This is a genomic window from Paraburkholderia sp. XV (assembly GCF_020177535.1).
Taxonomy (GTDB): domain Bacteria; phylum Pseudomonadota; class Gammaproteobacteria; order Burkholderiales; family Burkholderiaceae; genus Paraburkholderia; species Paraburkholderia caribensis.
The window spans coordinates 1-22,460 of sequence record NZ_JAGUUD010000082.1 but is presented as its reverse complement, the minus strand read 5'-3'; the positions used below and the strand labels follow the sequence as shown (position 1 = coordinate 22,460).

23 protein-coding genes and 1 riboswitch are annotated in these 22,460 nt (G+C 59.5%); of the genes, 10 read left to right on the top strand and 13 right to left on the bottom strand.

Going from position 1 to position 22,460, the window contains the following annotated elements:
* Positions 1-53: 53 nt before the first annotated feature.
* From KFO72_RS29710 to KFO72_RS29690, 5 genes are all read right to left on the bottom strand, one after another.
* Positions 54-1,268: an aminotransferase class V-fold PLP-dependent enzyme gene (locus tag KFO72_RS29710; protein ID WP_062915642.1), complete on the bottom strand. Its 1,215-nt coding sequence runs from the start codon at positions 1,266-1,268 to the stop codon at positions 54-56.
* 26 nt (positions 1,269-1,294) lie between these two features.
* On the bottom strand, positions 1,295-1,768 hold the full coding sequence (locus tag KFO72_RS29705) for a RidA family protein (RefSeq protein WP_062915643.1): 474 nt from the start codon (positions 1,766-1,768) through the stop codon (positions 1,295-1,297).
* Between the two features lie 101 nt (positions 1,769-1,869).
* Positions 1,870-2,781, bottom strand: a complete 912-nt coding sequence (gcvA, locus tag KFO72_RS29700) for a transcriptional regulator GcvA (RefSeq protein WP_225033643.1) — start codon at positions 2,779-2,781, stop codon at positions 1,870-1,872.
* Between the two features lie 437 nt (positions 2,782-3,218).
* Complete coding sequence (locus KFO72_RS29695; RefSeq protein WP_225033635.1) at positions 3,219-3,743, bottom strand: hypothetical protein; 525 nt, start codon at positions 3,741-3,743, stop codon at positions 3,219-3,221.
* 229 nt (positions 3,744-3,972) lie between these two features.
* Positions 3,973-4,320, bottom strand: a complete 348-nt coding sequence (locus tag KFO72_RS29690) for a hypothetical protein (protein ID WP_225033634.1) — start codon at positions 4,318-4,320, stop codon at positions 3,973-3,975.
* 220 nt (positions 4,321-4,540) lie between these two features.
* On the opposite strand from KFO72_RS29690, the gene KFO72_RS29685 reads away from it, so the two are divergent.
* The gene (locus KFO72_RS29685; RefSeq protein ID WP_225033633.1) at positions 4,541-4,954 is read left to right on the top strand and encodes a hypothetical protein; all 414 of its coding nucleotides are present in this window, start codon (positions 4,541-4,543) and stop codon (positions 4,952-4,954) included.
* 154 nt (positions 4,955-5,108) lie between these two features.
* Here KFO72_RS29685 and KFO72_RS29680 read toward each other — a convergent pair whose 3' ends face one another.
* A complete protein-coding gene (locus tag KFO72_RS29680; RefSeq protein WP_225033632.1) occupies positions 5,109-5,789 on the bottom strand; it encodes a hypothetical protein in 681 nt (226 codons plus the stop codon).
* A gap of 363 nt (positions 5,790-6,152) precedes the next feature.
* Positions 6,153-7,604 (bottom strand): IS1182 family transposase, encoded by a 1,452-nt coding sequence (locus KFO72_RS29675; RefSeq protein ID WP_225033631.1) that lies wholly within the window; start codon positions 7,602-7,604, stop codon positions 6,153-6,155.
* A gap of 580 nt (positions 7,605-8,184) precedes the next feature.
* Here KFO72_RS29675 and KFO72_RS29670 point away from each other — a divergent pair.
* Positions 8,185-9,009: an alpha/beta fold hydrolase gene (locus tag KFO72_RS29670; protein WP_225033630.1), complete on the top strand. Its 825-nt coding sequence runs from the start codon at positions 8,185-8,187 to the stop codon at positions 9,007-9,009.
* Between the two features lie 720 nt (positions 9,010-9,729).
* On the opposite strand, the gene KFO72_RS29665 is transcribed toward KFO72_RS29670, so the two are convergent.
* On the bottom strand, positions 9,730-10,176 hold the full coding sequence (locus KFO72_RS29665; protein ID WP_060599925.1) for a carboxymuconolactone decarboxylase family protein: 447 nt from the start codon (positions 10,174-10,176) through the stop codon (positions 9,730-9,732).
* Positions 10,177-10,337: 161 nt separating this feature from the next.
* Between KFO72_RS29665 and KFO72_RS29660 the strand changes: the two genes are divergently transcribed.
* The 6 genes from KFO72_RS29660 (at position 10,338) to KFO72_RS29635 (ending at position 15,586) form a co-directional block, all read left to right on the top strand.
* Entirely contained in the window at positions 10,338-11,780 is a 1,443-nt protein-coding gene (locus KFO72_RS29660; protein ID WP_062915906.1) for a PLP-dependent aminotransferase family protein, read from the top strand.
* 332 nt (positions 11,781-12,112) lie between these two features.
* Positions 12,113-12,183, top strand: a riboswitch (Fluoride riboswitch).
* Positions 12,184-12,263: 80 nt separating this feature from the next.
* The gene (locus tag KFO72_RS29655; RefSeq protein ID WP_225033629.1) at positions 12,264-13,640 is read left to right on the top strand and encodes a voltage-gated chloride channel family protein; all 1,377 of its coding nucleotides are present in this window, start codon (positions 12,264-12,266) and stop codon (positions 13,638-13,640) included.
* The gene (locus KFO72_RS29650; RefSeq protein WP_082670617.1) at positions 13,637-14,038 is read left to right on the top strand and encodes a hypothetical protein; all 402 of its coding nucleotides are present in this window, start codon (positions 13,637-13,639) and stop codon (positions 14,036-14,038) included. Before KFO72_RS29655 ends, KFO72_RS29650 begins: the two co-directional genes overlap by 4 nt.
* 3 nt (positions 14,039-14,041) lie before the next feature.
* Positions 14,042-14,431, top strand: coding sequence for a fluoride efflux transporter CrcB (crcB, locus tag KFO72_RS29645; protein WP_060611281.1), 390 nt, complete (start codon positions 14,042-14,044; stop codon positions 14,429-14,431).
* A gap of 13 nt (positions 14,432-14,444) precedes the next feature.
* Positions 14,445-14,768, top strand: coding sequence for a DUF190 domain-containing protein (locus KFO72_RS29640; protein ID WP_060611282.1), 324 nt, complete (start codon positions 14,445-14,447; stop codon positions 14,766-14,768).
* A 422-nt stretch (positions 14,769-15,190) separates the two neighbouring features.
* Positions 15,191-15,586: a DUF6228 family protein gene (locus KFO72_RS29635; protein ID WP_156516601.1), complete on the top strand. Its 396-nt coding sequence runs from the start codon at positions 15,191-15,193 to the stop codon at positions 15,584-15,586.
* A gap of 286 nt (positions 15,587-15,872) precedes the next feature.
* Here KFO72_RS29635 and KFO72_RS29630 read toward each other — a convergent pair whose 3' ends face one another.
* Positions 15,873-16,298, bottom strand: a complete 426-nt coding sequence (locus KFO72_RS29630; RefSeq protein WP_062915658.1) for a hypothetical protein — start codon at positions 16,296-16,298, stop codon at positions 15,873-15,875.
* Between the two features lie 289 nt (positions 16,299-16,587).
* On the opposite strand from KFO72_RS29630, the gene KFO72_RS29625 reads away from it, so the two are divergent.
* A complete protein-coding gene (locus KFO72_RS29625) occupies positions 16,588-17,394 on the top strand; it encodes a hypothetical protein (protein ID WP_156516603.1) in 807 nt (268 codons plus the stop codon).
* Between the two features lie 458 nt (positions 17,395-17,852).
* Positions 17,853-18,458 carry a hypothetical protein gene (locus KFO72_RS29620; RefSeq protein WP_060599895.1) on the top strand — a complete coding sequence of 202 codons (606 nt, stop codon included), beginning with the start codon at positions 17,853-17,855 and terminating at the stop codon, positions 18,456-18,458.
* Between the two features lie 229 nt (positions 18,459-18,687).
* On the opposite strand, the gene waaA is transcribed toward KFO72_RS29620, so the two are convergent.
* From waaA to KFO72_RS29600, 4 genes are all read right to left on the bottom strand, one after another.
* Positions 18,688-19,989 (bottom strand): lipid IV(A) 3-deoxy-D-manno-octulosonic acid transferase, encoded by a 1,302-nt coding sequence (waaA, locus tag KFO72_RS29615; protein WP_060599894.1) that lies wholly within the window; start codon positions 19,987-19,989, stop codon positions 18,688-18,690.
* 91 nt (positions 19,990-20,080) lie between these two features.
* Positions 20,081-20,965 (bottom strand): Kdo hydroxylase family protein, encoded by an 885-nt coding sequence (locus KFO72_RS29610; RefSeq protein WP_054928736.1) that lies wholly within the window; start codon positions 20,963-20,965, stop codon positions 20,081-20,083.
* 196 nt (positions 20,966-21,161) lie between these two features.
* Entirely contained in the window at positions 21,162-22,172 is a 1,011-nt protein-coding gene (gene waaC, locus KFO72_RS29605) for a lipopolysaccharide heptosyltransferase I (protein ID WP_405083840.1), read from the bottom strand.
* A 50-nt stretch (positions 22,173-22,222) separates the two neighbouring features.
* Positions 22,223-22,460: hypothetical protein (locus tag KFO72_RS29600; RefSeq protein ID WP_225033628.1), on the bottom strand; the 238-nt coding region annotated here is incomplete at its 5' end.

Here is a 22,460-nt window from a genome sequence, read left to right as displayed (position 1 = left end):
TCACCGAAAACGGCCGTTCAAATCAGCAGGCTACACTGACACCCTCTGCGCGCTCAGGCGCCGCTTGATCGCTGGTGCGCCAATACTCGTATTCCATCCAGTAATTTTCCGATCTCCGACTCAGTGGTCAAGTAGCTGACCGACGCGCGCGCGATTTGCTTAAGTCCTCTGAATTCCATATCCAGCGGCGTATAGCCGACGCCATTGCTACCGATCGTAATACCTTGAGCCGCAAGACTGCGCTGCACTGATACGGCGTCCAACCCCGTCAGGTTGAATGCCACCAGGCCGGATCGTTCAACGCCTTGATCGAGCACCATCACACCCGGAATGTCGGCCAGTTGCATACGCAACGTCTGTGCGATGCCGTCGATCCGCGCGCGGATAGTGTCGACCCCGATCTCCAGGGCTTCCTGCAACGCATTGGCGAGTCCGCAGTGCAGCGCCAGCGACGCTTCCGACGATTCGAACCGCACAGCGTCGTCTCGCAAGACGGGTTCGCCGTTCGCATCCAGCGGCGCAGAGCGCGTGTCAACGAATGCGGGCGTCAAGCGGGGTAGAAAATCCTGCCTGACATACAACAGGCCCGTGCCTCTTGGACCACGCAGTGCCTTACGACCCGCACCGCTCAGAACATCGCAGCCCACCTCGACTACATCGATAGGAAGTTGCCCCACTGCCTGCGCGGCGTCGATGAAGTATGGGATGCCGTGACGGCGCGCGACCCGCCCGATCGCCGCGGCCGGATTGATAAGCCCGCCGTTCGCCGGCAACCAGGTTAGCGCAATCAGGCGTACCCGATCGTCGAGCATCGCCTCCAGCGCGTGGGGATCCACGGTGCCGCAAGAGTCGGACGGAATCTCTTCTATCGCTGCACCCGAGCTCTGCGCCGCCAGGCGCATGGCAGCCAGATTGCCGCCCCATTCGTGACGCCCGACCAAGATGCGCTCGCCTGATCGCCAGGGGCCCAATGCGGCAAATGCGGCGCCCCAGCCGGGCGAATTGCCGGTGGTCAAGGCGATCTCGACTGCCTTGGCGTTCAGCAGTTGTGCGGCGAGTATCCGCGCGCGTTCGGTCTGTTCTCGTCCTGCTACGCCGGCCTCCATTGGCCCGATCGTGGCTTCGCGCCATAGTTGCGTATGGATTGCCTCCAGCGTGGCCGAAGACGGCAGCGAGGCACCAGCATGATTGAAATGTGTGGTGCTTTTTGCGCCCGGCGTGCTGGCGCGCAGCGCGTCCACGGCGGCAAGCGAGAGAGATGACGACATGGTTGTTCCAATGACGCGAGCTGGATTCACGCTTGTGTAAGCGAGATGACGGCTTCCACTTCAACGGCCGCACCGGAGGGCAACGACGCGAGGCCGACGGCACTGCGCGCATGGCGGCCGGCATCGCCGAATACCTGAACCATGAGGTCCGACGCCCCGTTGGCGACAGCGCTCTGGCGGTTGAAATCAGGCGTACTGGCGACGAACACACCCAAGCGAAGGACACGAGCTACACGGTCTCGCCGATCCCCTGTGGCCGCCGCGATCTGCGAAAGAATGCCCAGCGCCGACAGTCGCGCAGCCTCGATTCCTTCTTCCTCCGTGAGGTTGTCGCCGAGGCGCCCGAGGTAGGCCGGCTGCCCACCCTTGCGCGATATCTGGCCGGAAATATGGAGGAGTCTGCCGTCCTGCACAAACGACACGTAGTTTGCAGCAGGAGCGGCGGCGGACTCGAGCGTGAGTCCAAGTTCGGCAACGCGAGCGGAAATCGCTATGGTCATGGTACGAATCTGTTCAAGATCGAGGAAGCCCTCATCCTATTGACCCAGCCATCACGTGACCAATGAATTTTCACGCGCTATACGTGAACGAAACTAATACGTTAAGTAAGCACACCCTCGCGGGCGGCTTCCGTGAGCCAGGCACAGAACGCCGAGGCCGCCTCGCTCATTCCAGCCCTCCGCGTAACGAGCCACCAACCAATTCGGGGCTCGTCCAGTACCGCATCGGGTAGCACCTGAACCAACCCCCCGCTCGCTAACTGTGGCCTAATCAGGTTGTAGCGCCCCATGGCAATACCCTGTCCAGCCAATGCGGCTTCCACGACGATGTTGTAGTCGTGCAGCTGCACGGTCCGAGCATTGCGCAAATTCACGCCGAAGCGATGCGCCCACGCGTCCCATTCGAATGGCTGCCTGGAATGTGAAGCCAGAATGGGGTAATGCAAAAGATCTTGCGGCTCGCGTGGTCGGTTCGGACCGGTAAGCAGGGCGGGCGCACAGACCACCGACAGACGCTCGGGCATGAGTTGTTGCGCGCGGACATCGGGCCATCCACCGCGACCATAACGGATTGCCACGTCCACCTCGCCGCCGGACGAGTCGGCGAGCGCGATTTCCGGTTGCAGTTGCAGGGCTATGTGAGGATGTGCTGCGTGGAACTGCTCCAAGCGCGGAGCCAGCCAACGCGTCGCGAAAGAAGCCAATAGCCCGACGGTCAATGTCGTCAGTTTGTTCATTGGCGCACGAATCTCCCGGGTACCTTGCCGCAGTAGTTCGAATGCCGCGTGAACCTTCGCATAATAGGCGTGCCCAGCCACGGTCAGCACCACGGCGCGCGCGCGTCGTTCGAATAATGCTACGCCCAGATCCGTTTCCAGCTTCTGAATCTGATGGCTGATGGCACTTTGCGTTACGAATAACTCTTTCGCCGCCTGATTGAAGCTCAGGAGCCTCGCGGTCGCTTCAAATGCACGCAGAGACATAAGGGACGGTAGCGGAGGTATGGTGCGCATGGGGCCTGAACAATCACTCTGGGCGTGTGCCATACACCGCTCGCCATCGCGGGCTCAGCGCAGCTTGGTGCTTAGCTCCGCAATTGTCGACGATTTAAGCGCGCAAGTCGAACGTCTCAAACTGGCCGGTTGGGTGAGGTCGCCAACGGCTGCTTAGTGGCACTCCAGTCAGCCAAATCTGGATTTGGCCGACTGACCGGTTTGAAGAAAGTTGTCTGACCGGAGTGGGTCGGGCTGAGTCCGTCGGCGCTTCGAGGTCATCGCCGCAAAGCGGCCACTCATGCTCCGCTCCCGAAAACGGCCGGTCGTCAACGCGTGCTTGCGACCCACAATGGACGGTCGCCCGCATCCAAAGCGGCCGTTCAGAAAGGTGCCGCTTGGCCAAATTGTTGACGAAACGCATGCCGGATTTCCAGGCGACAACACGGGTAAGAATATTAGGGAAGCTGCTCCGAAAGTGACATCTGCATAAGACTCTGTTCGAGGATTCGACTGTCCTCTTCCGCCTCGCCCCGGCTAGCAGGATACTGCCGGGCGTACCGAATCAAAACTGCTGCCCACTGTTCGTTCCGCCGAATAACGTATAGGTTTCGCTGTTGCTCAGGCAGCTTTGACTGCAATTGAACGGCGGCAACCAATTGGGTCGCAACAAATTCTGCGGTCGAACTCAGCTTCCATCCTCTTTGTGGCCCGCATGTCGCTAGCAGGGCGGCGTGACGGTCAACTTTATCGAATGCTTCGAGATAGTCGCGTCTTTGAATCGTTGCCGTGATGTCTGCAATCCCCGCATTTATAAAGATCTGGTCGCAATTCGCGCTCTCCGCTGTGTTAGCAACTTGAGTCAGAACAAGACGCACTGCTTGTTCAGCGCTGATACTTTCTTCGGCGGCTTGTGCCCCGCGAGAACACAGACTCGCAGTTACCACAGCGATTAGGGCGCACCTTATCAGAAGGCCATTCATTAGATTACCTTTACCTATCGCCATTCGCTCTCTTGCGCGTCTTCCAGACACGACTTCCGCACAAATCGATACCTTGTGCCTAACGGCCATTGCGACAGAAACTTGAGCCATGGGGAACCACATGGCACAACCGGTAGGCGTCGCAAGTCATATCTGACGGCGCAGAGCGGGCGGACCACTCAGCGAGATGACCTTTCGCTATGAACCGTCGAACGGCCGGACGTGGTCATTACAGGCTATCAGCGACGCCCTTCAGCAGTTCACCATCGAACCAGACATCCTCATAGTCCGGTGCGAGCAATACACGCCATCCCGGCGGCAGTGCCAAGTAAGGGACGATCTTCGGACAGCGCTCGACCAAATGAGCGACATGAAGCGGCTGATAGAAGTCAGCGTCCGTTGAGTACTCGCCACCATAAATATACCAACCGCACGTACCGTTTTCCGGCGATAGTCGAACCGCGTGAAGCGGCACGTTCTCAAGAGACGCAAGCGAGATTCCCACCTTCTCGCTCACCTCGGGCGGCGTGTATTTTGCACCGAATCGCTCGCAAACTTTTCTTTGGTCATTGGACATGATCGCGCGGAATATGCTTAGCTCGTCGTGATTGTCGCCGATTCTGCGGGGGTATGTTGGATGTCTCAAATTGGCCGACCGGTGCCCCACGACCGGGCGCGGCGATCGCCTCGGGCGCCGCCCCAAGCAAAAGGCATAAAGCGACCACCCGGAGCGGTCAGTCAGGTTTGCCGTTAGCGGTCATTCAGCTTGAGGCTTGGTGCTGGTAGGATTCATCCGGTTGAATGAATCGGAGCATTTTCAGCAAATGAAATTCAACATCGAAGGGAAAGCGGAAATCATCGCGCCAACTCCACGACAGATCACTCACGCACTGAAATCGCTGCGCAGCTATGGCAAGTCATCTTATGCGTCTTTGACTGATGCTAGTGGTAGCTATGTGCAGGTAGCGGGCGGCGGCGTAAGTTGCATGATTGAGCGTTTCCAGTTCGGTGCGCAACGGTGGAGAGCATTCCACGACAAACCGTCACCTGTACGCCCAGACGGCACCATCCTAGTCTTCCGGGCGGGCAACATTCCGATGCGCTCAGATGAATGGTTCATGGCTGACCAGGTTGTGGAGGTATTTCTGGCCTTCCTCAACGGCGCACCGTACCCACCATTTGTTCATTGGCGGCCAGCGCCGGGATTTTAAGCAGGAGGCATCCACCAGGAGACACTTTCGACCGGCTTCTGTATCTCGAACTGTCAACGTTTCGAAGCTCAGGTTCGACTGACCGAAACTGGCCGTTGGACTGGGTCTATGCGCCATTCGGGCTCCGTGCGTCACACAGCGGTATGTTCGACTATCAACTCACGAACTGGACGCGCTCCGCGTTGTCAATGCATTCCACGCATTGTTGGCCAAACGGTTGTGCCAGAATACCGCGCTTGAATTCCGCCATGAATGACGGGCCATCTTTGCGCGCCTGTGCATGGGTTTTCCACAAGAATCCTTGGATCAGTCTGAACGGCTCCGTTCTGTAGTACACGAACACTTCGAGCGGTACGTCAAGTCCTGGCACCCATCCCTCGATCACGAGAACATCCATCTTTGCGCCGTTACTCTGAGTGACGACTCCCTCTCGTCCAGACGACCATCCCGAGCCGGGGGTAGCTTGATCTCGGGCTGACTGGGCGTGTGCAACTGCTTCGTGTTGTGTTGCTGCGGGATACGGAACTGGTGTGGGAGTTTCGTTATCCCAGTAGACGACGTACGGGACGGTCAACTCGCCGGGCGCGAGACGATGCTGCACATGAATCGCGTGGCTGAATGCATACCCCATGTAGAAGGCCAAGCGCTTTTCATCGATCGCCGCCTTTCGCCGCTTGCTGCCAAAAACGTCCCCGAGTCCGAACATATATCCCCCCGCCTTTTGGTCAATTGCCGGATTGTCGACGATTTCGGTGCCGCCGTCGAACGTCTCCTCCTGGCCGGATCGAGGCAGTGTCACCCGAGATTTGCTCGCCGCAAAGCGGTCGTTGAGCAAGGGCCTAGGAGACCTCGCGCATAGAAACTGGACGACGACCTGGAACGGCAGTTCATGGCCGATCGGGTGAGGTCACCAACGGCCGCTTATCGGCACTCCCCTTCGCGAAACCTGGATTTGGCTGACTGACCGCTTTGGAGACGGCCGTCTGACCGGAGAGGGTCGACTTCCGTCGGATGCAGTCGGACCGACGGCAGCATTCGTGGTCGGCTCACCGTCGGACCGTATGCGGCCGAGGTTGTGTAAAAACGTATGGGCCGACAGGCGGGTAGGACAACTGTGGGGCCGCCGCGTCTTCGCAGTTGACGATTTCTGAAGGCTGACCAGATTGAGATGCGCCGGCGAGCATGGGCAGGCGTGAGATTACGCGCCTGCCAGCTTCATCGCTCGTAGTGTCTTCGCAAATCCGAGGATCTTCATCACGCGTTTGAGGTTGTACGCCAGCACATGCAAGCTCATTTCAGTTGAGACGTTCCCACGCCTGCGCATCTGGAAATGGGTTGAGCCCATCCAGTGCTTCAGCGTGCCGAACACGTGCTCGACCGTCCGTCGCCGTATTGTCATCGCATCAAGCTGACGATCCAGTCTGCGTTGCATTCTGTCGAGTACCGCTTCGTGTTCCCATCGGCGAATGCGTCGATACGGCGCCGGCGTGCACTGCTTTCTGAGTGGACAGTGTGGGCAGGCACTGCTCCAGTAGGTCCGCAATTTCAGCAGATTCGCCCTTTCAAACGAGGTGTACCTGTAAATCGCACGCTGGCCCGCCGGACATAGATACTGGTCGTCTTTGGCGATATAGATGAAGTCGGCCCGATCGAAGCGGCCGTCGGCCTTTGCACCAGATGTTTGCGTCTTAGGTACCAGTGCCGCGATACCCGCGTCGTCGCACGCCTTGATCTCCGGTGCGCTGAAATATCCACGGTCTGCCAGTGCCTTGATTTTCTTCTTCCCCATCGCGTCGCGCGCCGCTTTGGCCATCGGACTCAACTGCGTCCGGTCGTTGCCGACGTTCGTGACTTCGTGGGTAACGATGAGATGGTGCCGGGCGTCGACGGCGACCTGAACGTTATAGCCAACCACGCCCGTACCCTTGGCTTGGGAGATCATCGAGCGTGAGTCCGGGTCGGTCAGTGAGATCTGCTTTTCCGGCAGATCGCTCAGGAGTTCCGCTGCGCGTTTCAGATCGCGCATCTGTTCACGCAGCGTCTCGATCTTCTCCCGTAAGCGTTCAGTCTTCGCTTCTACCACGGCCGGCTGAGTGCGATCGGCGGTCTCCAGCGCGTCCAGATAACGCTGAATGCTTTGCTCGATCTGCTCCTGACGCCGTGCAATCTTGTTGGGCGTGAAGTTGTTGTCGCGGCTGTTGACCGCCTTGAACTTGCTACCGTCGATGGCTACGACCGCTTGTGTGAACAGCTTCAGGTCACGGCATATCATCACGAAGCGACGGCACACGTTGCGAATGCCTTCGCCATTGCTCCGCCTGAACTCGGCAATCGTCTTGAAGTCGGGCGCAAGCCGGCCGGTCAGCCACATCAATTCGACATTGCGCTGGCATTCCCGCTCCAGGCGTCGGCTAGACTGCACGCGATTGAGATAGCCGTAGATATAGATCTTGAGCAGTACGGCTGGGTGGTAAGAAGGTCGCCCGGTGCTTGCCGGCGTAGTGCCTTCGAATCCGAGGGACGCCAGTTCGAGTTCTTCGACGAATGCGTCGACAATCCGCACAGGATTATCTTCAGCGATAAAGTCATCGAGACATTCCGGCAGGAGTGTCGTCTGACTGCGTTCCGCACCTTCGACAAATCGCCCCATCTGCGCCTCTCGATCCAGCAGGTTGATTCAGTCTAGATGATCATCTGAGTTTTTACACAACCTCGGCCATGATCGGTCGTTGACTCCATGGCGCGGAAGGACAGTCAAACGTCCGATCCGCGCCGCGAAACTGACAGTCGCCGACGTGGCGCCTCGTCGCAGCACTGCGCGTGGACTAACACCCAGTTTGCTCGAAAGGGGTTATTGCGACAATGCGTGCAGCAGGGCGTCAGCCGTTACCTGACGCAAACGCCCGGCACGGCAACCCTTCGGAAGATGTGTGGCGAAGCGATCCCGAGGAGGAATAGGCAGCTAACGCCTGGCTCGCTCGCAGCGTGGGCACGCTACCTTAAGGTCCCGATAGCAAGCGTCATCCTGCGCCCTGACCCCGTGGGGCGCGCTGTCCTTATTTTACGCAGCTTGCGCTAGGTCTGTTAAGAACATTTCAGAGTCTTAAATCGCTACCAAAACTATCATTGGCGCAGTTGCTTGAAGCGTAGCGCGATGCTCCTCCTCGAGCGATGCGCCGACAGCAGCGACATCGTGACAATGTCCATCTATCATCACAAGGAACCCGCAGATGAGCCGGATCACTACGCCCGACGGTACGGAGATTTTTTTCAGCGACTGGGGTGCCGGTCAGCCAATCATTCTGGTCGGCGGGTGGCTTGTGAGCGCCGACATGTGGGAATACCAGGCGCTTTTTCTCGCCAGCAATGGATTCCGAGTGATCGCCTATGATCGTCGAGGTTTCGGACGTTCTGGCCAGCCGTGGTCGGGCTACGACTACGATACTCTTACCAGTGATCTGGACGAGTTGATCAAGCAGCTCGACCTCACCGACGCCATCCTGGTCGGCTACTCAATGGGCGGTGGAGAAGTTGCAAGATACATCGGTACTCGTGGATCGAAGCGTATCGCCAAGGTCGTTCTGCTTAGTGCGACCACCCCTTTGCTAGTGGCACGGGCCGATAACCCGGAAGGGGTGCCCCGAGACGTCTTCGATGGGCTGCGGACCGGTATACTTAAAGATCGCGCCGAATTTCTGGTTAATTTTGGCCGCGCTTTTACTGGGGCTGATCGTGACCCGCCCGCGGTCACGCAGGCGATGCTCGACTGGACATTCGATATGGCAATTAAGGCGAGCATAAAGGCGACCCATGACTGCATAGCATCCTTTTCGGAAACCGACCTGCGTCCCGACCTGGCAAAGTTCGACATCCCAACTCTGGTCATTCACGGCGGCGCAGACCCCGTTGTGCCAATCGAACTTTCAGGCAAGCGGTCCGCCTCGCTAATTCCGGGCGCAAAATTTATTATCTACGAAGGCGCCTATCATGCTCTCTACTATACGCATAAGGATCGCCTCAATCAGGAAATATTGAGCTTCGCTCGATTATCGTAACTGAAGACGGCTGAGTGACTCCCGGCATCCAACAGGAAGCGAGCACCATCGTAAGGGTTCTTCGCATTGGCAACAACGCTGGGCCAAGCGAGTGCTTGTGAGCATGTGCCTGGCGCTGTGGCTCGCTCACGCACTTTGAATGTGTAGCTGAGCTAACGCGGGTCGTCGCGACCGGTCGTCGGCGCAGGCCCGGCTTCGTGTCAGTCGCCCACTACCCGTGTGTGGCCAGTCGAGTGCCCGCTCCAATCAAAGAAGAGACATCCTAAGGCTGAATATCGAGCCGCGCGGAAGGGTCGATTTGGTGCGCTCGCCGTCGGCCCGGGTTCGGCCATGAGCGGCCGGTCGAGGTCGTCGTCCAGTTTGGCTGACCAAGGCCTCGTCCGCCCTCGCTCAATGGCCGTTCTTCGGTGAGCAGATCGCAGGTGGCATTGCCTCCACGCGGCCAGAGGCGGCCGCACAAGACGCAAGGAGAGTGACCATTTCCTGGCGGATGACCGGATGACCGCCGGTCAGATTCGATTGACTCGGACGCTATGGACCGAGCCTTAGCCTGGCAACGCGAGGTGCACACGAGCTCCGGTATCCGCCTCGCCCTTCTACATGAGGTCGCAACTGGTTGATGTATTTTCAGTAGCCGCTGCGGCAATTAACCGTATCCGTTGGCTTGACGACACAGCGCGGATTTAGTCGGACGCGTCGGCGTCCGATGCCTCTGTGAACTCACGTCTTGGCGGCGACCGGGAGTCGGAATGGGGCGCCGAGACGGTTGAAGGCGTTCATCGCAGCAATCGTTATCGTGAGGTCGACAAGTTCCTTTGGCGAGAACGCCGCCGAGGCCGCCGCATAGGCTTCATCTGAAGCATGCGTTTCGCTGACGAGAGTCACCTCTTCGGCCCAAGCCAAGGCGGCGCGCTCCTGAGCGGAGAACAGGTGCGGGACTTCGTCCCACACGGGCACCAGCGTCACCTTGTCGATGGACATGGTCTTTCTAAGATCGCGACTGTGCATATCGATGCAATGGGCACATCCGTTAATCTGTGAAACACGGAGGAACACGAGATGAATGAGTTCCTCGGGCAGGTTGGTGCTTTTGGTCACATAGTGATGGACACCGAAAAGCGCTTTTGCGCCGTCCGGGGCGATCTCGCTCCAGTTCAAGCGTGTCATCTTCGTCCTTTGCCGTTTGGCCATAAAATAACGTCTCTTGCGTCACGGGCGCGGGTTGGTTACTTCCCCTTCGCGCGTGACTCATGGCATAACGCGACTTTACTAGCCCGAGATCACGGACAACAGGCCCAAGAATTGGCGAAATGACTGAGCCAAAGACTATGCCCACGCTCGCAATTGAGATAGACCGTAATGCGGCGGCGTCCGTAGGCGAGCAGATCTACACGAGCCTCAGGCAAGCAATCATCGACGGTCGTCTTCAACCCGGAAGACGGTTACCCTCCGGCAGGGATCTCGCTGCGCAGCTCGGCGTCGCACGCGGAACGATCCTGGTGGCCTACGAGCGGCTGGCTTCCGAGAAGCTAGTGTTCGGCGCAGGCCCCGCCGGCACACGCGTCTGCGCGCAACTTCCTCCAGCGCCAATCGCGACCGAGATTCCGCTGGACGGGCCACTGTATGCCTTTACACGACCGTATTCGAGCGCGCCGCTACCGTTCCAGATGGGCGTACCGGCTCACGATGCATTTCCCGCCAAGCTCTGGGCTCGAATGCGAGCGCGGGCAGTCCGTGCGGACGCCACTGGATACACGACCTACGCCGACCCTCGCGGCGAGCGCGACTTGCGCGCACAGATTGCCAGTCACCTGGCCATCAGCCGCCAGATTCAATGCCATCCCGATCAAGTTATTGTTACCAGCGGATACCGACAAGGACTGATGCTTACGCTCATCGCGCTCAGAGCTCACGGTCGCACCGCGTGGATCGAAGAACCGGGCTATCCGCTCGGAAGGAAAGCTCTGGAGCTGGCGGGGCTCACGGTTGCCCCTATCTCCGTCGATATGGAGGGGTTACGCGTCGAGGAAGGCATCGCTCGTGCTCCGCATGCCCTGTTAGCACTGGTCACGCCCGGCCAACATGCGCCGCTGGGGGTCGCTCTCTCGCCGGTAAGAAGGCGGGCGCTGCTCGAATGGGCTGAAGCGAAAGATGCTTGGATCATCGAAGATGATTACTTGGGCGAACTACAGTTGGTCGGACGGGCGGCGCCCGCCCTGGCTGCGGGTGATGGTGCGCAACGCGTGATCCACATCGGCGCATTCAGTAAGACAATCAGCCCCGCGCTGGGCCTCGGCTTCGTCGTCGCGCCGCGCGCACTGGCCGAACGCGTTGTCGAAACAGTTTCAGTAATGGCACCTGCTCCGAATAGGACGACACAGCTGGCACTAACGGAGTTTCTCGCAGATGGACACTTCATGCGCCACCTCCGACACATGAAGAAGGTCTACGCTGAGCGCCGCCATCTCGCTGTTGAACTGCTCAGGAAGCGATTTACGGAGGTCGTGGAATCGGGATTGGGGCTGATTGTCAAGTTGCCTGATGGTGTCGATGACCTGGAAATCGTTCATTCCGCGCGCAAGCAAAATCTTGCACCGTCAGCGCTGTCTGCGTGGTACCTGCGGACCGAGTTCGCGAGGAACGGCCTACTTTTGAGCGTAACGAATCTTCGGCCCGACAACATCCGTGCGGCGTGTGCTGCTCTCGAAGATGTTGTTTCAGCACGCATCTCGCAACGTCGAGGCGTCGATGCAAGCCATCGTTTCTTTTGATCGGCTTGGCGTGACCGGTACGGACAGCTTCGCGGTCATCCGTCTGAGCATATCGACGGTCCACTTCGGGTCGTGAGTACGCACTGCCGACTGGCCGCTTCCAGGAAGCAGAATTCCACTGGCCGCTTTCCGGCGATGAATTTGAAGAGCGGGCTGACGCAGCCCGACCCACAGCAGCCCTTCGCCGAACATTCAATGCAATGGCCGCTAGCGGATTTCAAACGGACCGTCAGGAAACACCGTTACCGCGAATCGCGGCGCAATTCAGATCTTCCCCGGCTGAATCAGGGAAGAGAGACGGTTGTTCGCTGTCATCGGATGCTATATAGTCCGAGTTGATTGGAGATGGCGTTCCTCCTTTAACCATCGCGCTAACGGCGCGGTTAATGACGCCTACAGTTACCTGACTATCGTCGGGACTGTAGGCGCTCGCGCCCACATCCTTTTCGTTGGTCAGGCCAAGCAACATCGCGCACATGACCAATGCACAAACTCAAACGCTTTGAACAACTCGAACTGTTGCCTTATCTGGGCAAGTGGTTTCTGATCGCCTGCGTCGCCGCGGCTCTCGCAGGTAGCGCCTCCGCCTTTTTCCTCATTTCCCTCGATAGCGCAACCGCGTGGCGCGAGGCTCACCGCTGGGCGATCTGGCTGCTGCCCGTGGCGGGCTTCGCCGTGGGCTGGCTGTACCACCTGCTGGGTAAGCCAGTCATTGCGGGCAACAACCTGATCATCGACGAAATCCACGATCCGAAGAAGGTCGTACCACTGCGCATGGTGCCGCTCGTGCTCGGCGGCACGATCGTCTCGCATCTGTTCGGTGCGTCGGTCGGACGGGAGGGCACGGCCGTGCAGATGGGCGCAGCACTCGCGGACCAGCTGACCCATGCGTTCCGCCTCGAACGTGAAGATCGTCGCATCCTGCTGATGATCGGCATGAGCGCAGGATTCGCGTCGGTGTTCGGCACACCGCTGGCCGGTGCAGTGTTCGGACTCGAGGTGCTGGCAATCGGACGCATGCGTTATGACGCGCTCTTCCCTTGCATCGTGGCAGGCATCGTCGCCGATCAGGTCTGTCTGGCATGGGGCGTCCATCACGTCCACTATGCGGTCGGCACGATCGCGCCGATCAGCGCATGGAGCGTCGTTGCTGTCGTGATCGCCGGCATTGCGTTCGGTCTGGTCGGCATGGCATTCGCAACCAGCGCGCACAAGCTCGGCGCGCTGGTGAAGCGCTACATCCCATATGCGCCGTTGCGCCCGTTCGTGGGCGGAATCGTCATAGCGACCGCCGTGTGGGCGCTCGATGCCTATCACTACATTGGCCTCGGCATTCCCGACATCGTTCGCTCGTTTCAGCAGCCGATGCAGCCGTGGGACTTTATCGCAAAGTTCGGCTTTACCGTTGCCTCGCTTGGTACAGGCTTCAAGGGCGGCGAGGTCACGCCGCTGTTCTACATCGGCGCGACCCTCGGCAATGCACTGGCGCCGCTGCTGCATATGCCGTTCGCGCTGATGGCAGCCATCGGCTTCGTTGCGGTGTTCTCCGGGGCCGCAAATACGCCGATCACCACCACGATCATGGCCGTGGAGTTGTTCGGCACGGGCATCGGCCCGCTTGCCGCAATCGGCTGCGTGACCGCGTATCTGTTTTCTGGCCATGCGGGCATCTATCACGCGCAGCGCGTCGGGCATGGCAAACATCGCAAACACCGACTGCCGGTGCCAGACGGAATACAGCGTGCCGAACCCGGCGGGTCTCGACCGCAGAAAGCAACAGCGGTGACACTGGTTGCGAATGGCAAGCAGCCGCGTGGGTATATTGATCCGGCAGTGACGGCAGGGGAAAGCGGCCAATGATTCAGCAAAGCAACAACCAGCGCATTGCGGCGCTGCGACTTTACTTCCCGCTTGCGACCCGCGCCCGAGCGACGCGGTTCTGGCATCGCCTCAGCGCACCTGCGCTCGCCCATCACCTGATATCTGTCGCGAAGAGGTCCAATATCATGCAAGCGATGCTGCATCAAATCAGTTCAGGGTATCTGCCTGGAGAGCAGCTTTCTCATCAGCATCCAGAAATCAGCGGAATGCGGCATCCGCAGTGTCTCGAACTGGTCGACACAGAAGAACGCCTGCGTGACTTTATGCGCGAGCACGCCGATGAGCTGCGCAAGGTCCACGCAGTGATGTTCCTCTGCGAACTCCCCGCCGCGCATCAGCTCACTGCGCATGCGCACCCAACGTCAAGCGGAACTTAAATCATGACAGGGGCGTACTCGCTTATCGCCATCAGCATCGGCGCGATGCTAGGCGCACTCGCCCGTTATGGCTTGAGCGTCACGATGAACGCGCTCGTGCCAAACATTCCGATGGGAACGCTCGCGTGCAATCTGATCGCCGCGTATATCGTCGGGTTTGCGATCGCGTTCTTCGGCTCGACGGCAGGTCTGTCTGTTGCGTGGCGCCTTTTCCTAATCACCGGTCTCGCTGGCGGGCTCTCGACATTCTCGACTTTTTCTGCCGAGCTGCTGACCTTGATTCGAGATGGCCGACTCGGGTGGTCGGTCGGCATGCTTGCGCTGCACGTCGGTGGTTCGTTAGTCATGACCGCGCTGGGCATGGCCACGCTTTCCGTAACCCGTCACACCTGAAAAGGAGTCTGCAATGCAAGGCTATCAATTGACGTTTTTCACTGAACAGAACCGTAAGCATGGACATCAGTCAATCTGCGACTGGCTGCTGAAATTCGCCGAACAGCACGGCGCATCGGGCGGAACGTTGATGACTGGTGCCGAAGGGTTCGATCACGCGGGCAAGTTCCATTCGGCCGGCTTTTTCGAACTTGCCGATCAGCCGCTTGCCATCACCGTTTCCGTCGATGAGCAGGCATGCCAGCGCTTGATGAACGCGCTCGCGGAAGAAGACGTCGATCTCAGCTACGTGAAGATTCCGGTGGAGTTTGGCCGAGTTGGCCGCTCGGTCGCGTAACAGGTCGCGATCGATTTCTCAACGGCTACCAATCTCTTTTTACAGAACTGTCAGTCGCTCGTCGGCTCGCTTATGTCCGTTGTCTGACAGACAGCAGTCGGTGCGATGTCCCGCCGGGCTGGGCCTGGAACGGCGGCTCATGGCCGGTTGGGTGAGGTCGCCAACGGCTGCTTAGTGGCACTCCAGTCAGCCAAATCTGGATTTGGCCGACTGACCGGTTTGAAGAAAGTTGTCTGACCGGAGTGGGTCGGGAGTACGCACTGCCGACTGGCCGCTTCCAGGAAGCAGACTCCCACTGGCCGCTTTCCCGCGAATAGATTTTACGAGCGCGCTGACACAATCGGACCCTGAGCGGACCTCGAGATTTTCCGGAAACAGCCGTTCATGCTAGGGTAACGCCACTTATCGACGGGGCGATGTAAATGAACGTCATCGAAATTAAATCTTGCGACTCCCAGACAGTGCTGACGTTGTCACCGCATAGCCGGAACCCCGACGAGGTTCTGGTTCTGGCCAAGATTTCGGCGGCCCCGTTTTCAGGCGAAGTTCTTGCGTCCACTTACGTTAACGGTCCGCCGACAACGCTGTTTGATGACATGGCAACGTCGTGGACTGGCTGGAGCGGCTCGAAGGATTGGCATGCGATCGACGGTGACCTGTCATTTGGAGCAACAATCACTTCTCTAGGGAATGTGACGTTAGTCGTAGAGATGAGCGCAAATTCTGGCGACGACACTCTCAAAGCAACATTGAAACTTGAGGCTGGCAGCCTTGATCGCATTGCCCACGACGTGCGTTCTATTTTTCGATCTGCATGAGAGCCTTCTACAGAAGTTGTGTCGGGTGTGCGTATCATGTAAGAAGCATATCCCGACCCATAGCGGACCTCCGGCTTTCTCGTTTGCGGACGCTCGTAGTTCCTCTCTTCGGGCCGGCAGAGTTCCAGACCAGGCAGAGGTTTTGGCATTGAAGTTTCATGGAGCACCTCGGCAGGCCAGTTCAGACTGCCCTGCACCGACCACTGAGCAGTTATCTAAGACGGTCGCGTCGCGGGAGAACCCTCGATGTCACCTCACAAAATCACGAGCTATTTCGGCGCACCGTTCAAGGCATGAGCACGCACCTCTTTTTCCCAGGCTGAAGAAGAATTCTCGTCGCGATAGGACCGCTGCAGTATTTCACCTGGTCAAGCTTCGACATATCAAACAGGAAGCCACGCGCCGTCTTTGTGACCGTCACGACATCATCGTCCAGCATCGGATATCTAGTCGTAGTACCGGAGACGATGGGTGTACCCTTGACCAGGCCGGAATCTATGGTGCAATTCGTCGCGAGACCTTGGGTGGGAACGCTAGACAGATACGAAAAGCTGACGATGACACCATTGGACTGCTTCACCTCAAGATTGTGAGACACCTCTTTCTGGTCAACAGAGCATTCGAGATTGTTCGGGTCTTTGACTGCCGCTTGCGCATTGCCAGCAAGCACAATTGCTACACAAAGCACAGTTCCGGTTCTCCGCACAATCATGTTCCTTTCACATCATTGACGATATCTGCGATGCTCTTCGCCGCCCCTCGCTTTGAAGGGTTACAGGTGAGTCCAGTCGGCAGCGGAGAGACCAGCCATGAAGTAGAAGCATCAGTGCACCTCTCCCGCCATGGTCTTCCACCGCGATTTGAGAAACGTCGAATGCCACCAATGCTTAGGTATTTTGATTCATGAACGGGGGAAGTTTGCCTGCCGGGATTGTCGCCATTCTAGCCCTCAGCGTCCAATGTCCCATTATGGCCGGCAGTCCTCCATGGGGTCCAGGCAAATGACGATTCTCTGGACGCCTTACAGGGCGATAGAATATCGCAGCATCAGGTCGCTCAGTTCAAAAACCGTAACTCACCGTAACCGCGAGATGACAACTGATCCCACCGAACCGCTTCGCTTGTCGGCGCGGCGCAGCGATCTGCGCATGCCGGTCGAAAAACTTCCCTACCCGATCGGCGAGGGAGACTCTCGTGAGTCACCTGGCGAGAATCGTCTATGGGGATTAGTCGGCGACCAGGCCGTCTTTCAGCATATCGAGTTGTGGCCACATACCGAGAACAGTAACCACAACGAGGAGGCAGCCAGAAACGGACGCATGAACGGTGAGTTATACGCTGGGTTGAAAGATGCCTTCGGCAGGATTAGCGCGATCGAGGTTGGCGCCTTGGGATCGGATGCATCAATGACGACCGCCGCGGAACTCTCCAGCTTTCACACTTTGCAGAGGTGGGTGCCAAGCGTTGCGGATGGTCGCCATCTGTTCGTGTTCCGCTCCCGTGACGGAGAATGGGCCGGCTTTCGCTGGCGCGAAGAAAGTTTCCGGTTTCGAAGGGCTTCGCTGGTAGGGTTCTCTTTAACCTCCCTAATGCCTGCAAGAAGCTCTGGAGGATTTCAAGTCTGGGTCGGCTGCGTGCCGCGTTCGGAGCCGGGACCTCATGCAAAAGATAAATTCGTGGAGGCAAGCTGCTGTTATCTGTATGACCGCTGGACGGCGGAAGTAGGGTTTGCGCTGCTATCCGTCATGATCTGCGCGGCGAACTTCCTCGGCACAGCCTTGACCAGTCGTCAGTTTGCGGACGTTTGACAGCTTGAGACGGCGGCGCCAGGCATTGGCGACGTTGTAAGGCAGTTTTGCTCGCAGCAACCCGACTAGCGCGCAACGCGCTTGTCGCCTCACTTCGGCCAGACAACTTTCTTCAAACCGGTCAGTCAGCCAAATCCAGATTTTGCAGACCGGAGTGCCAATAAGCGGCCATTGGCGGCCTCACCCTATCGGCCAGAAGCGGCCGGTCGACAGGGTTATTTGGATCGTCAACAAACGAAGCTCACCCGTGGCGCACGCTTTCCGTTGCTTCCGTATGAATTTGACCCAGCATTTCTGCAATGAACCATCGGCGCTACGCTCAAGTTTCTCTCTGACGAGCCGTTAGATTTGATACGACAGTCTTTCACATGTGCCTTGAAAAAAGTTATGTGCGACGCTGCGTGGATCCGTCTGAGCGAAGTTCATTTCGACAACAATTATCCCTGCAATTGAGAAGCATGAAGGCGATTGTCGCGGTTCTCATCTTAAGCGTTGTTCTATGCGGATGCGCTTCGGCAGTCAGCGAACGGGTGGCCACCAATTACACTAGGGTCGGTGCGGCAGCCGAGCGTCGCGGCGATTGGGACACCGCACGTCGAGCTTTTGCCCGTGCAACCCTAAACGCTGATCAAGCGGGCTTGCCTCCAGCGAGCAGGGCTATCGCACATTACGAATACGGGCGTTCGTTGGGCGTCACCTGTTTCTTTGACGAATCCGAACGCGAACTTACCGCGGCTTACGAGTTTGACAAGCAAGCAGGTCAACCTCTTTTTCTGTCATTGATCGAACTGGCTCGGTTGAATCTGGACCAGAAGAAGTTTTCGCAATCCGCCGCATACTTCGAACGCGCAATGCCGTTCTTGGACGGAGCGAATGTCGCGGACAAAGCACCTGTTGCGTATTCCGATATTCTGAACGAGTACGCACGCGCCCTTGCTGGAGCAGGACGCTCCGCGGAAGCCAAACCGCTGACCGACCGCGCGACGGCGCTTCGAGACGCCGCGCTCAACAAGCGCTCGATTACCGATCGGACGCCGTACGGCAAATTCTGCAGCAAATCCTAACCGCTGGCACCTCTGCGCCTTCGCGGACACTTGCGAACGTCCGCTTCGGAATGCGCACGGACTCGACGCTGACGATTGGGATACGGTGGTGACCACTGTCGCATGAAGCACGCTAACAACGCGCGGATGCCAGCGCAAACATAAGCAAACCAAAACCAACACCCGCGCCACGAAACCAAAACACAGACGCCAGCACAGACGCAACAAAACCCCAAAAAGGCGAGCCGCCTCAGGCTGACAACAAAGTCGTCAACACACTGACCGTCCGCGCAGTCGCGCCCCGATGCCTTGCGGCGAACGCAGAAGCCGCCCCACTCATGGCCACCCGCCGCGCCTTGTCCTCAAAAAGCTCACGCAACACGCGCCCCAAGTCCGCTGGATCTTTCACCTGCACACAAGCGCCAGCAGCCACAGCATCCGCCGTCGCCTGCGTGAAATTGAACACATGCGGCCCGATCAGCACGGGCACACCCACACCACATGCCTCGATCAGATTCTGCCCGCCCAGCGGCAGCAGACTGCCGCCAATAAACGCAACGTCCGACGCGGCATAGTAAGCGCCCAACTCGCCCATCGAATCGCCGAGCAGCACCTTCACATCACGCGGCAAATCCGGCACGACAACTTCACCCGCAGCCGCCGCGCCCTCCGGCGCCCACGCCGAGCGTCGGACACACCGCAAACCCTTCTTCTCGACCAATGCCGCAACTTCATTGAACCGCTGCGGATGACGCGGCACGAGAATAAGCAGCGCATCGTCAATGCCAAGTGCCGCGAACGCCTGCAACACCAGTTCCTCTTCGCCCTCGCGCGTGCTCGCCGCCACCCACACCGGACGCGTACCGATGGCCGCGCGCCACGCATGCCCGCGCGCCGCCAGTTCCGGGGGCGTGCTCATGTCGAACTTCAGATTGCCAAGCACAGCGACATTGCGCGCGCCCAGCGCAGAAAGCCGTGTCGCATCCGACGGACTCTGCGCCAGCACGCGCGCAAACCCGCCGAACACGCCGCGCGTCGCACTGCCGAACTTCGCGGCGCGCCGATAAGAACGCTCCGACATCCGCGCATTCGTCAGCACCAGCGGCACGTCGGCGCGGCGGCACTCGTCGATCAGCGTCGGCCACACTTCCGTTTCCATCACGAGCCCGATGGACGGGCGCCACGCCCTCAAAAAACGCCGCACCGCGCGCGGCATGTCGTACGGCAGATAACAGCGCAGCACGCGATCGGCGAAGATCTGCTCGCCCGTCGCGCGGCCGCTCGGCGTCATGTGCGTGAGCAAAATGCTCGCGTCGGGCCGCGCCTTGAGCAACGCCTCGATGAGCGGCTGCGCGGCGCGCGTCTCGCCGACCGACACGGCGTGCACCCAGATCAACGGCGTATCGTCCTCGGGCACGCGGCCGCGCACGAAACCGAAACGCTCGCCGATATGCTCGCGATAGCCACGCTCCTTGCGCGAACGGATCAGAAGACGCAGCACCGCGAGCGGCGCGATCAGCCACCACAACGCGTTATAGACGGCCCTTAGCATCGGGCCTCCATGCGCGGCATCAGGAACGGCATGAAGACGGCCGCGCCTGCGGCGCCTCGCACCCTGTTCGCGGGAAAAAGCAGCGCGCCGCTCAAACCAGCGCCCTGCCCTTCAGCCGTTCGAGAATGCCAAGCGGCGCGCACTCTGGCTGCGCCATCGACTTGACGGGCAAGAAGAACGTCTGCTCCATCATGAACTGGCCGGACATCACCGCATGCGACGTCTGATCCGAGAAGCACACCCACACGCTGCCTGGCGGGAATGGCATCGTCACTTGCGGCGACGCCTTCTGGTAATCGAGATCGGCCTTCATGCCGTCGTGCAGGTTCAGCATCAGATGGTCGTACTCGCTGCGCGGCGACTTGGTCACATGCAGCAGATTCAGCAGCCATGCCGAGCCGGGCATCTGCGGCTTGATGCGCGGCAGGAAGCGCTTGGCCATATCCTCGAACGGCTCGCCGACGCGCCACACGCGCGGCGCGCCGTTCGGATTGATGTTCGTGAACACCCGCAGGATGCGCTCGCCATAGTTGGGACGGGACGGAAACGCGTCGACGTGCAGGCGGCTATCGTCCTTGCGCCACGACGTCTCGCGTGTCTCCACCTGATGCAGCCGCAGGCTCGTCGGCGCGACGCGCAGCTTGCCCTTGTACTCGGGAAACAGCCCGTCGACGAGCGAGCGCGCATTCGCCTGATAGCGCGCAATTAGCGCGCGCACGGCCGATTGCGTGACGGCATCGCCCAGCACGCCGTGCAGCGCGCCGCCGTTCGGCTCGAGACTGATGTTCTTGCGCTTCGGATCGGCCAGCGCGGGATCGAGCAGCGCCCGTTCGCCGCCCTCGATCGCAAAAGCGAGATTCGGGAAATACAGCACCTTGCCGCGCTCGACGCCCGCGAGCAGGGTCTCGCGCGGCATCGACAAACCCTGGCCGTGCCAGTCGGCGCTCGGTACTTCGATGATCTGGGATTCGTTCATGATCGCCTTTTGAAAGCGGATAAAGCTGGGCGCACGTTGCGGCCGGCGGTGACTGACGTTCCATGAAGGCGGCCACCCGGCATCCGGCATAGTCCTGATTATGGGCTTCGGGATGCGTCGGCCGGCTGCCGGCGTCCCTCGGGCGGCGCTGGCAACCGGCATCCCACGATGCCCGCGCCGCCATTGCCGCACCGCGTCACAACAGGCCGAATTCCGCCAGCGCGGACTTTACCTGTTGCAGCGTCGGCGGCTGGCCAGCCGTGCCGAGATTCACGACGTTCGGCGACCAATAGCCGCCCGTGCGCCATGAAGTGGCGAAATTGTACAACTCGACCGTCGGGCGCTTCAGCGCGGCTGCGATGTGAACCAGACCTGTATCAACCCCGACCGTCGCCGCCGCGCCCTCGATCAGGCCGACGACGGCGGGAAGCGACAGCTTCGGCGGCACGATTGCGGCAGCGCCGAACTCTTTGGCGAGACGCTCGCTGGTCGCGCGCTCGGCGTCGCTGCCCCACGGCAGTACGATCGACGCGCCGCGCCGCACGAGCGACTGCCCCAGTTCGATCCACGCGGCATCAGGCCATTGCTTGTCGGCGCGAGACGTGGCGTGAACAAAAACCACGTAAGGCACGGGAAGATTCAGTTGGGCTTCGGACAGCGCGAGCGCGGCGCGCTGCGTGTCGAGTCCGAAGTCGATCTCGTCGGTGGGCTGGGGCGTGGGGTCGCCGAGCGCTGCCGCGACCAGTTGCCGCGTGCGCTCGACCACATGCGTGCGCGGCGGGATGGGCACGGAGCGGTCATAGAAGAAGCGCACGGGCCATTCATAGCCTGCGCCATCCGTCCGGTTGCCGAGACCGACTAGCGGCCCGCGCGCCATCTTCGCGACCCACGCGGTCTTGATGAGCCCCTGGCAGTCGATCACGAGATCGTAGTTTTCGGCGGCGAGCGCGCGGCGGAATGCGCCGATCTCGCGCCAGTTATCGACGGAGAGGATGCGCTTGCGCCAGCGCCGCAGCGACACGGGAATCGCGCGCCGGACGCCTTCGACCAGTTCGACCAGTTTGACGAAGCTCTCTTCGACGAGCCAGTCGATCTGCGCATCGGGATGGCGGCGGCGGATGTCGGCGATGGCCGGCATGTTGTGGACGACGTCGCCTAGCGACGACACTCTCACGATCAGGATCTTTTGCGCGCTCAAGAATGGGATTGCCGAAGAATGGGATTGCCGGGTTGAAGATGCTTTGAAGGAACGCAATTTTAGCGCGGTCTGGGGGTGGGGTTGGGGATGTGATTTTTTGGTGTTTGCTTTTGCTTTTTGCTTTTTGCTTTTGCCTTTTTGCTTTTTGCTTTTTGCTTTTTGCTTTTTGCTTTTTTGCTCGCATTCGCGGTTTTGGCGGCGTGGCGCGGGCGTTGGCCTTGGTTTGCTAGTGTTTGCGCTGCCATCCGCGATTCGTTAGCTCGCTTCACGCGTCGCCCCTGTGCGGGGCGGCACCTA